10 protein-coding genes are annotated in these 10,599 nt (G+C 71.3%); 9 read left to right on the forward strand and 1 reads right to left on the reverse strand.

The window, feature by feature from the left end; genetic code table 11:
- Positions 1-76: 76 nt before the first annotated feature.
- A complete protein-coding gene (rarD, locus tag PGN23_RS05570) occupies positions 77-964 on the forward strand; it encodes an EamA family transporter RarD (protein ID WP_335301827.1) in 888 nt (295 codons plus the stop codon).
- Positions 965-1,018: 54 nt separating this feature from the next.
- Here rarD and PGN23_RS05575 read toward each other — a convergent pair whose 3' ends face one another.
- Positions 1,019-1,405: a hypothetical protein gene (locus PGN23_RS05575; protein ID WP_335301828.1), complete on the reverse strand. Its 387-nt coding sequence runs from the start codon at positions 1,403-1,405 to the stop codon at positions 1,019-1,021.
- 160 nt (positions 1,406-1,565) lie between these two features.
- Here PGN23_RS05575 and PGN23_RS05580 point away from each other — a divergent pair, with 160 nt between their 5' ends.
- The 8 genes from PGN23_RS05580 (at position 1,566) to PGN23_RS05615 (ending at position 10,599) form a co-directional block, all read left to right on the forward strand.
- Positions 1,566-2,546 carry a cysteine synthase A gene (locus tag PGN23_RS05580; protein ID WP_335301829.1) on the forward strand — a complete coding sequence of 327 codons (981 nt, stop codon included), beginning with the start codon at positions 1,566-1,568 and terminating at the stop codon, positions 2,544-2,546.
- Positions 2,547-2,593: 47 nt separating this feature from the next.
- Positions 2,594-2,905 carry a hypothetical protein gene (locus PGN23_RS05585; protein WP_335301830.1) on the forward strand — a complete coding sequence of 104 codons (312 nt, stop codon included), beginning with the start codon at positions 2,594-2,596 and terminating at the stop codon, positions 2,903-2,905.
- Between the two features lie 798 nt (positions 2,906-3,703).
- A complete protein-coding gene (locus PGN23_RS05590) occupies positions 3,704-4,204 on the forward strand; it encodes a division/cell wall cluster transcriptional repressor MraZ (protein ID WP_335301831.1) in 501 nt (166 codons plus the stop codon).
- Positions 4,201-5,157, forward strand: coding sequence for a 16S rRNA (cytosine(1402)-N(4))-methyltransferase RsmH (gene rsmH / locus PGN23_RS05595; RefSeq protein WP_335301832.1), 957 nt, complete (start codon positions 4,201-4,203; stop codon positions 5,155-5,157). The genes PGN23_RS05590 and rsmH overlap by 4 nt, the downstream gene beginning before the upstream one ends.
- A 2-nt stretch (positions 5,158-5,159) precedes the next feature.
- Positions 5,160-5,777 carry a hypothetical protein gene (locus PGN23_RS05600; RefSeq protein ID WP_335301834.1) on the forward strand — a complete coding sequence of 206 codons (618 nt, stop codon included), beginning with the start codon at positions 5,160-5,162 and terminating at the stop codon, positions 5,775-5,777.
- Positions 5,774-7,489: a peptidoglycan D,D-transpeptidase FtsI family protein gene (locus PGN23_RS05605; RefSeq protein WP_335301836.1), complete on the forward strand. Its 1,716-nt coding sequence runs from the start codon at positions 5,774-5,776 to the stop codon at positions 7,487-7,489. The genes PGN23_RS05600 and PGN23_RS05605 overlap by 4 nt, the downstream gene beginning before the upstream one ends.
- A gap of 7 nt (positions 7,490-7,496) precedes the next feature.
- On the forward strand, positions 7,497-8,936 hold the full coding sequence (locus tag PGN23_RS05610; protein ID WP_335301838.1) for a UDP-N-acetylmuramoyl-L-alanyl-D-glutamate--2,6-diaminopimelate ligase: 1,440 nt from the start codon (positions 7,497-7,499) through the stop codon (positions 8,934-8,936).
- A gap of 292 nt (positions 8,937-9,228) precedes the next feature.
- The gene (locus PGN23_RS05615) at positions 9,229-10,599 is read left to right on the forward strand and encodes a UDP-N-acetylmuramoyl-tripeptide--D-alanyl-D-alanine ligase (protein ID WP_335301839.1); all 1,371 of its coding nucleotides are present in this window, start codon (positions 9,229-9,231) and stop codon (positions 10,597-10,599) included.

A 10,599-nucleotide genomic window follows, 5' to 3' on the forward strand; every position in this document is an offset into this window, starting at 1 on the left:
CGGCCGCTGGTGCGGCGACCCCCCGGCGGCGTGACGCGCGGGTTGCGCCGTCGTGCCCCAACCGCAATGGCGGGGCATGACGACCGACCATCATACCCGCCACGGCCTGATCCTCGGTATCGCCGCCTACACCCTGTGGGGGCTGCTGCCGCTCTATCTGCGGCTGCTGAACGGCGTGCCCGCCTTGCAGGTGCTGGCGCACCGCATCGTCTGGTCGCTGCTGTTGCTGGGGGTGATCGTCGTCGCGGCGCGGCGGGTGGGGGCGATCCGCGCGGCGGCGCGCGGGCGGACGCTCGCGCTGCTGGCGGCGTCCGCCACGCTGATCGCGGTCAACTGGATCGTCTATATCTGGTCGGTCCAGAACGGCCATGTGCTGGAGGCGAGCCTCGGCTATTTCATCAACCCGCTCGTCAATGTCGCGCTGGGCATGGCGGTGCTGGGGGAGCGGATCACGCGGCTACAGGCGGTGGCGGTGGCGGTCGCCGGGGCGGGGGTGATGGCGCTGGGGGCCGACGGCCTGTTGTCGGGGGGCGGTGCGGTGTGGATCCCGCTGACGCTGGCGCTCAGTTTCGGGCTCTACGGACTGATCCGCAAGATCGCCGCGATCGATGCGCTGGGCGGGCTGACGGTGGAGACGGGGCTGTTGCTGGTGCCGGCGCTGCTGCTGATCCTGACCGCGCAGGCGAACGGCACCGGCGCGTTCGGGCAGACCCGCGGGCTGGACGCGCTGCTGGTGCTGGCGGGCGCGGTGACGGCGGCCCCGCTGCTGATGTTCGCGGCGGCGGCGCGGCGACTGCGCTACGCCACGCTGGGACTGCTGCAATATATCGGGCCGACGCTGCAATTCGTGGAGGCGGTGCTGATCTTCCGCGAGCCGTTGCGCCCGATCCACGTCGTCACCTTCGCGCTGATCTGGACCGGCTGCGCGATCTATGCGGTGGGCGCGCGGCGCGCGCCGGCATGAAAAAAGCCCTCCCCGCGGGTGGCGGGGAGGGCCTGTGTCGGCCTGACGTCGCGATTACGAGTGGCAGGACACCGCGGGCTTGCCCGGACGGGTCAGCGTCACCTCGGTGGTGGAGCCGGTCATCGACCAGCCGCCCTCGGCGGTGAGGGGCTTGCCCGCTTCCGGACCCTTCAGCGTGGTGGCGGCGCCATCCTTCTCCGTCCGGACCACGGCCTGCTTGTCGCCCTGGAAGAAGGTGACATAGGCGAGGCTGCCGTCCTTGCAGCGCATCGTCTTGTCGGCCTTGATCGCGGGCGGCAGCTCGACCGGCGCGGCGTTCGCCAGCTGCGAGGCCATGGGATCGGGGTTGGTGTCGATCACCTCCGCCTTGTCGGGCTGCGAATTGCATGCTGCGACAGCGAGCAGGGATGCGGCGAGGGGGAGGAATGCGAGGTTCTTCATGGGGCGTATCGCTTCGCGTATGCGGAAAACATCGTCAAGCCCGCGCTCGCACGAATGCGGCGGCCGGCCCGTCGGCCGGGTCCGACAACGTAGTCAGATCATGGCGGGCGAAAGCGATGCTCCCTTGCCCCGGCACGCCCCCGCCCGCATCTAGGCGACCATGCATACCACCCCCGATACGCTGGCCCTGATCGGCCATACCCCCCTCGTCCGGCTGAAGGGCCCGAGCGAGGCGACCGGCTGCGACATCTTCGGCAAGTGCGAGTTCGCCAACCCCGGCGCCAGCGTGAAGGACCGCGCCGCATTGTTCATCGTCGAGGATGCCGAGGAGAAGGGGCTGCTGAAGCCCGGCGGCACGATCGTCGAGGGGACCGCGGGCAATACCGGCATCGGGCTCGCGCTGGTCGCCAATGCCAAGGGGTATCGCACGATCATCGTGATGCCCGACACCCAGTCCAAGGAAAAGATGGACACGCTGCGGGCGCTGGGCGCGGAGCTGGTGACGGTGCCGGCGGCGCCCTATTCGTCGCCGTGCCACTTCGTCCACACCTCGCGCCGGATCGCGGAGGAGACGCCGGGCGCGGTCTGGGCCAACCAGTTCGACAATATCGCCAACCGCCGCGCGCATATCGTCACCACCGCGGAGGAGATCTGGGCGCAGATGGAGGGGCGGGTCGACGGCTTCACCTGCGCGGCGGGGACCGGCGGGACGATCGCGGGCGTCGGGCTGGGGCTGAAGGCGAAGGACGAGGGCATCTGCATTGCGCTCAGCGACCCGCACGGTGCCGCGCTCTACGAATATTATGCGCATGGCGAGCTGAAGGCGGAGGGGTCGTCGGTCGCCGAGGGGATCGGGCAGGGGCGGATCACCGCCAATCTGGAAGGCGCGCCGATCGACACGCAATTCCGCATCCCCGATCAGGAGGGGCTCGACTGGATCGACCGGCTGCTGGTCGAGGAAGGGCTGTGCCTGGGGCTGTCGTCGGGGATCAACGTCGCGGGCGCGGTGCGGCTGGCGAAGCATCTGGGACCGGGCAAGCGGATCGCGACGATCCTGTGCGACACGGGCTTCCGCTATCTGTCCACGCTGTACGATCCCGCGTGGCTGGCCGCCAAGGGGCTGGTCCGACCGGCACGTTGACCGCGAATCGACACGAACGCGGCGATCGGTTAGGATCGCACGACGAGATGAAGGTACCACGACAGGACAAGGCGGCGGGCGAACGTGCCCATGCCGAGCAGATGCGGCAGCGCGTACGCGTCGGCATGAGCGGGCTGGCGGCGGTGGTTCTGCTGATCGGGCTGGCGAGCGCGATCTTCTCGTCGGTCAATCGCGAGGCGCCGGTCGACGGCGCGGGCAATGCCGCCGCGGTCGCCAATCTCTCCGCACCCGGCGCGCTGCCCAGCCCGACGCCGAGCAACGAACCGCTGGCGGAACTGGGCGTGACGCCGGCAGCCGCGAACACACCCGCCGCGGGAGCGGCCCCGGACGCGAAATAGCATGGGCGCGGTGTATCGGCGGGGTTCGGGGGAGGCTGGCCGGCGGTACGCGTGGCTCTGGGCTTTTGCGGGTGCGCGCCATTCTCCCTGTTCTCCGGCGAAGGCCGGGGCCCAGTTTGGGTGCCGTTGCGGCATGTCGCCGACGTCCCCCGGTTGGACCCCGACCTTCGCGGAGCCTTCGCAAAGTGGCTGGAACGGCGCCGCGCACCCGCCGTGTTCCTGCGCAGGCAGGAGCCCAGGGCCCGGCAGAGCAGCGTCTGATGGAACCCGCAACCCTGGGCTCCTGCCTGCGCAGGAGCACGGGGGAGAGATTCGCCAAGGTCGCGCTTTCGCCGGTGAGCAAGGAAGTGACGTCGCAAGGGTGTCGACGGGCTCCGGGGCCCCGGGTTCTGCGCACCTTGCGGATGATCGGGCGGCGCAACCCTGGATGCCGGGACGGGCCCGGCATGACGGGACGGGCGAGGCGGGGCGTCGGGGAAATCCGGGGACGGGCGGGAAAATCCTGGAAATGGCCGGCTGCGACCGTCGATTCGGCGGGCGTTTTGCCATGTCCGACATGCGCCGCGGGCACCCGCCGCCGTCCTAGAACCATCCCAAGAAGCGATTTTGCGACCAATCCCCGGCTGTCCCCGAAAATCCCTTCTCATCCCCAATTAACCCTGATACATCCTGCTCAACGACATTGGGGGCAGGACCAACGTTGTTTGCCGACAAGCGAACGCCGGCGACCGGGCGAAGGCCTGGCGCCGAACGGAAGGTCTTGCGCCCTGCCCATGGGAGTGGGCGTGCGAGGTGGGCGTGGCAGACAGGGTGGACTATCAGGGAAAGGGGCTTGGTCTTGTCGACGACAAGGGCCGTGTCGCGATTCCCAACACCCTTCGCGCCTCCCTGGCGAAGAACGCGCCGCGCGACGACGGCAAGGACGGCGGCACCGTCATCATCGCGCCGCACCCCAAGCACCGCTGCCTGATCGCCTACGACCCCGGCTTCGTGCCGCACTGGAAGGCGAAGCTGGAGGCGATGAACGCGGCGCACACCGCCGCGGGCGGCGCGCACGACTATAACATCCTGGACCGCGCGGGCGGTGCCGAGCCGCTGCCGTTCGACGGCTCGGGCCGGTTCATCATGCCGACGTTCGAGCGGCGCTATGCCAAGATCGGCGGCGCGGCGGTGTTCCTGGGGTCGTTCGACTGGATCACGATCTGGTCGCCGGCGATCCTGCTGGAGACGCCCGAGATCGACCCGTTCCTGAAGGAATATGTCGAGTTCGCGTGCGAGGACAAGGGGATAGCCCTATGATCCCCGCCGTGGCCCCCGATGCGCCCCACATCCCGGTCCTGATGGCCGAGGTCGTCGACGCGCTCGCCCCTGCACCCGGCGAGCGGCATGTCGACGCGACCCTGGGCGCGGCCGGCTACACGCGCGCGCTGCTGGCGACGGGCGCGCGCGTGGTCGCGTTCGACCGCGATCCCGACGCGATCGCGGCCGCGCGCACGCTCGACGCGGCGGAGGAGCGGCTGACGCTGGTGGCGGCCACCTTCGGCTCGATGGCGCAGGAACTGGCCGCGCTGGACGCGGTGCCGGTCGACGGCGTGACGATGGACATCGGCGTGTCGTCGATGCAGCTCGACCAGGCGGCGCGCGGCTTCTCCTTCCAGGCTGACGGCCCGCTCGACATGCGGATGAGCCAGGACGGGCCGTCGGCGGCGGACTTCCTGAACGAGGCGGACGAGGAGGCGATCGCCGACGTCCTCTATCGCTACGGCGACGAGCCCAAGTCGCGCCGCGTCGCGCGCGCGGTGGTCGCGGCGCGCCCGCTGGCGACGACGGCGCAGTTCGCGAGCGTGGTGCGCAAGGCGCTGGGCCACCGCCCGCACGAGAAGAAGGATCCCGCGACGCGCGCGTTCCAGGCGGTGCGCATCCATGTCAACGGCGAGCTGGACGAGCTGGAGCGCGGGCTGGCCGCGGCGGAGCGCGTGCTGCGGCCGGGCGGGCGGCTGGCGGTGGTGACCTTCCACTCGCTGGAGGATCGCATCGTGAAGCGGTTCCTGCGCGATCGCTCGGGCACGGCACCGGCGGGATCGCGGCATCTGCCCGCGGCCGCGGCGCCGACGCGCGCGCCGACATTCGAGATCACGTCCCGCGGCATCCGCGCGGGCGAGGCGGAGCTGGCGGCGAACCCGCGCGCACGCTCCGCGACACTTCGTACCGCGCGGCGGACGGCGGCGGCACCCTGGGATCTGGAGGCGTAACGATGGCGGCGATGTATCGGATGAAGGGGCTGGGCTGGCTGGCCAGCTGTGCCCTGGTGGCGATCGGCTTCTACCTGGTGTCGTCGCAGGTCGCGGCCGAGCGCAAGCGGCTGGACCGGGTCGACCGCGACATCGTGCGGGCGCAGCGCGACATCCGCGCGCTGGAGACCGAGTTCGACGTCCGCGCGAACCTGGCGCAGCTGGAGCGCTGGAACGGCGACACGCTGGCGCTGAGCGTGCCGACCGCGGCGCAGTTCGTCGCCGACGAGGCGCGGCTGGCGTCGCTGTCGCCGCGGCAGATCGGCCCGGCCGCCACCGGCGCGGGTACGGTGCAGACCGCGCAGCTGATCGTCCCCGCCCATAATCCCGCCGCGGCCCCGATCACGACCGTCGCCGCGACCACCACCACCGCCGCGCCCGCCGCCGGCGTGGTGAAGGTCGCCGCCGTGAAGCCCGCCACCGCCGCCCCCGTCCGCCTGACCCCGGCGGTCGCCACCGCCGCCGCCGTCCAGCCGCGTGCGATCAAGGCCGTCGCGATGCTCGACAAGTCGCTGCTGAGCGATTCGACGATCGGCGACCTGCTGAGCGGTGCGCGCCAGGAACGGAACCGCCTGCGGTGACGACGCTGGTCGCCCGTCCGCTTCGCAACCATCGCACGGGCGAACAGCGTCAGCAGGTGCTGGCGACGCAGCATCTGCGCCTGATGGTGGTGATGCTGCTGTTCGCGGCCGGCGTGCTGGTCGTGCTGTTGCGGCTGGTGCAGCTGGGCATCACCGAGGGCGACGACCGCGACAGCCGTGTCGCGATGACCGCCCCGCGCGGCGACATCGTCGACCGCAACGGATCGCCGCTGGCGCGCACGATCGATGCCTGGACGATCGGCGTCCATCCCAAGAAGCTGATCGGCGACCCGGCCGAGATCGCGCAGAAGCTGGCCGACCTGATGCCCGACAAGGGCGATCAGCCGTGGTTCTACGCGCAGATCACGAAACCCGTCAGCTTCACCTACCTGAACCGCCGCGCCAGTCCCGCGCTGGTCGAGGCGGTGAACGCGATCGGCGAGCCCGGCATCGTGTTCGAGCGCGAGACGCAGCGGCTGTACCCGCAGTCGACGATGGCGGCGCACGTGCTGGGCTTCATCAGCGGCAACCACGGCATGAGCGGGATCGAGCGCGCGCTCGACGACCGCCTGTCGCAGGCGGCGGCCACCGGGCAGCCGGTGGCGCTGTCGATCGATTCGCGCGTGCAGGCGGCGATGGAGAGCGAACTGGGCCGCGCCATGACGACCTTCTCCGCGCGCGGCGGCGGGGGGATCGTGCTGGACGTCCACACCGGCGAGGTGCTCGCCATGGTGTCGCTGCCAACGTTCAACCCCAATCGCGTCGGGATGGCGGGCAGCGAGCAGCTGCGCAACATCACCACGCAAAGCGTGTTCGAACTGGGATCGACCTTCAAGCCGATCACGATGGCGGCGGCGATCGACAATGGCGTCGTCACCTCGATGGAGCGGCGCTTCGACGCGACGCACCCGCTGCAGGTCGGCCGCTTCACGATCCACGACGAGCGCGGCGATCCCAAACGCTGGCTGAACATGGCGGAGACGCTGATCTACTCGTCCAACGTCGCCACCGCGCGCGTCGCGGACGAGGTCGGCCCGCAGCGGATGCAGGCGATGTTCCGCAAGCTGGGCTTCGACACCCGCCCGGACATCGAACTGCGCGAGAAGGGGCGCCCGCTGTGGCCCGGCTTCTGGGCGCGGACGACGACGATGACGACCGCCTACGGCCACGGCATCGCGGTGACGCCGCTGCATCTGGCGAACGCCTATGCCGCGCTGGTCAACGGCGGCACCTGGCGCCCGGCGACGCTGCTGAAGGTGCAGCCGGGGCATGAGGCGGCCGGGCGCCGCGTCATCAGCGAGGCGACGAGCCTGCGGATGCGCCAGATGCTGCGGCTGATCGTGATGCGCGGCACCGGGCGCAAGGGCGACGCGCCCGGCTACCGCGTCGGCGGCAAGACCGGCACCGCGGAGGCGGCGGTCGCGGGCGGTTACGACCGCTCGCGCAACGTCGCGACCTTCGCGGCGGCTTTCCCGATGGACGCGCCGCGCTATGTCGTGCTGGCCATGCTCGATTCGCCGCTCGGCACGAAGGAGACCTTCGGGTGGAAGACCGCCGCCTGGAACGCCGCGCCCGTCGTCGGCCGCACGATCGCGCGCGTCGGCGCGATCCTGGGCGTGATGCCCGACGATCACCGCGACATCGACGTGTCGGACATCCTGCCGACCCTGTGGCAGGATCCCGACCAGGCACCCAAGAGCGGCGGGCAGTGATGGCGCGATGAAGCTGGAGCAGCTCTTTCCCGGTAGCGGCCCCGATGCCGGCAGCGCCGCGGTGACCGGCTTCGCGATCGATCATCGCAAGGTCGCGCCGGGCACGATCTTCGGCGCGTTCGAGGGCGCACGGGTCAATGGCGAGGACTTCATCCCCGCCGCGATCGAGGCGGGCGCGATCGCGGTGGTGGCGCGTCCCGAGGCGCGGGTCGAGGGCGCGGTGCATATCGCCGACCACAACCCGCGCGAGTGCCTGGCGCGGCTGGCGGCTAGGTTCTTCGCGCCGTTCCCGCCGGTCGCGGTCGCGGTGACGGGCACCAACGGCAAGACCTCCACGGTCGAGATGACCCGCCAGCTGTGGCGGATGCAGGGACATCACGCCGCCTCGATCGGGACGCTGGGCGTGACGACCGCGGATGAACGGGTGACGACGGGGCTGACCACGCCGGATGTGGTCACTTTCCTGTCCAATGTCGCGGGTCTGGCGCGCGAGGGGGTGACGCATCTGGCGTTCGAGGCGTCGAGCCATGGGCTGAGCCAGTATCGTACCGAGGGGCTGCCGGTGCGGGCGGCGGCGTTCACGAACCTGAGCCGCGATCACCTCGACTATCATGGCGACATGGCGGCCTATTTCACCGCCAAGCTGCGGCTGTTCGCGCAGGTGCTGGACGCGGACGGCGTCGCGGTGGTCTGGCGCGACGATGCGCAGTCCGAGCGGGTGATCGACATCGCGCGCGAGCGCGGCAACCGCATCGTGAGCGTCGGCGAGCATGGCGACGACCTGCGCCTGATCGCGCGCGAGCTGACGCTGCTGGGGCAGGGGCTGACCATCCAGGCCGGGGGTACGGAGCACCGCGTCGCCCTTCCGCTGATCGGCGCGTATCAGGCGGCCAATGCGCTGGTGGCGGCGGGGCTGGTGATCGCGACCGGCGGCGACGTGGCGACGACGATCGCGGGGCTGGCGCGGTTGCAGCCGGTCCGCGGGCGGTTGGAACGCGCCGCGATCGCGGCGTCGGGCGCACCCGTCTATGTCGATTACGCGCACACGCCCGACGCGCTGGAGGCGGCGTGCGCGGCGCTGCGCCCGCATGTCGGCCAGCGCGAGGGGGGGCGCCTGATCCTCGTCTTCGGCGCCGGCGGCGACCGCGACGCGGGGAAGCGGGCGCCGATGGGGCAGGCGGCGGCGGCGTGCGCCGACGTGGCGATCGTCACCGACGACAACCCCCGTTCCGAGGATCCGGCAGCGATCCGCGCCGCGGTGCTGGAAGGCGCGCCCGACGCGCGCGAGATCGGCGACCGGCGCGCCGCCATCGCCGCGGCGGTGGCGGAGGCCGGGGCGGGCGATATCGTGCTGATCGCGGGCAAGGGGCACGAACAGGGCCAGATCGTGGGCGACCTGGTGCTGCCGTTCGACGACGTGAGCGTGGCGCGGGAGGTGGCGGCGTGATCCCATCGCCGTCCCCGACGCCTTCCCCGGCGAAGGCGGGACCTTTGCAAAAGTCTCCACCGTGTTCCTGCGAAGGCCGGAGCACAGGGTCAGGCAAAACAACGCTTGTAGGGGCCAGTAACCCTGTGCTCCTGCCTGCGCAGGAGCACAGCCGGTACGCGGCGCTGTCGAAGCCATTTTGCAACGGTCCCGCGAAGGCCGGGGTCCCGTCGCGGCGCGAGCCGTGGCAGACGCGGGCCGCTCCCACCTGGGCCCCGGCCTTCGCCGGGGAACAGGTTCGGGGAGGGACGCTGTGAGCCTGTGGACCGCTACCGAGATCGCTGCGGCCACGGGCGGCACCGCGTCCGCCGACTTCGCGGTCGACGGCGTCGCGTTCGACTCGCGCGAGGTCGGCGCCGGCGACCTGTTCGTCGCGCTGACGGGCGAGAGCACCGACGGGCACCGCTTCCTGGATCAGGCGTTCGCGCAGGGTGCGGGCGGCGCGATCCTGTCGCAGGGGGCGGCGCATCCGCACGTCCGCGTCGCGGATACGTTCGCCGCGCTGGAGGACCTGGCCCGCGCCGCGCGCGCGCGGATGGCGGGCAAGGTGATCGGGGTCACCGGATCGGTCGGCAAGACCTCCACCAAGGAAGCGCTGTACGCCGCGGTCAATCGCTCGCCGGCGGTGCGCGCGCATCGCTCGGTCAAGAGCTACAACAACCACACCGGCGTGCCGCTCAGTCTCGCGCGGATGCCCGCGAAGACGGACGTCGCGGTGCTGGAAATGGGGATGAACCACCCCGGCGAGCTGGCGCATCTGACCACGCTGGTGCGCCCGCATGTCGCGATCGTGACCGCGATCGCACCGGCGCATACCGAATTCTTCCCCGACGAAAGCGCGATCGCGGACGCCAAGGGCGAAATATTTCGCGGGCTGGAGCCCGGCGGGGTGGCGATCGTGCCCTACGACAGCCCGCATCGCGACCGATTGATCGCCGCGGCGCAGCCTCATGCGGCACGGATCGTGACCTTCGGGCTGGAAAAGGGCGCGGATGTCCACCCGATCGAGCAGGCGCGGGCGCCCTCGGGCGGCACGTTCGTCACCGCACGCGTCGGCGAGCGCGAGCTGAGCATGACGGTCGCACTGCCCGGCGCGCACTGGGTGTCGAACGCGCTGGCGGTGCTGGCCGCGGTGCAGGCGGTCGACGGCGATCTGGCGCTGGCCGGGCTGGCGCTGGCGGAGCTGGGCGGGCTGCCCGGGCGCGGCGCACGGATCGACATCGACGTGGCCGGCGGCACCGCGACCGTCATCGACGAGAGCTACAACGCCAACCCCGCGTCGATGCGCGCGACGCTGGCGGTGCTGGGGCACGCGCCCGGCCGCCATGTCGCGGTGCTGGGCGAGATGCGCGAACTGGGCGAGCGGTCGGCGGGGTATCACGCCGGTCTGGCCGATCCGGTCGCGGCGGCACGCGTCGAAACGGCCGTCCTCGTCGGCGAAGCGATGGCGCCGCTGGCGGCGGCGCTTGAGGGGCGCGTCGAATTCGTCCATGTCCCCGACGCCGCGCAGGCGCTGGATCGGGCACGCAACCTGATCCGCCCGGGTGACGTGGTTCTCGTAAAGGGATCGAACGGGGTGGGGCTGGCGCGGCTGGTGGCCGGCCTCTCTGGCGGGATGAGCTGA

It is taken from the genome of Sphingomonas adhaesiva (genome assembly GCF_036946125.1).
Classification (GTDB): domain Bacteria; phylum Pseudomonadota; class Alphaproteobacteria; order Sphingomonadales; family Sphingomonadaceae; genus Sphingomonas; species Sphingomonas adhaesiva_A.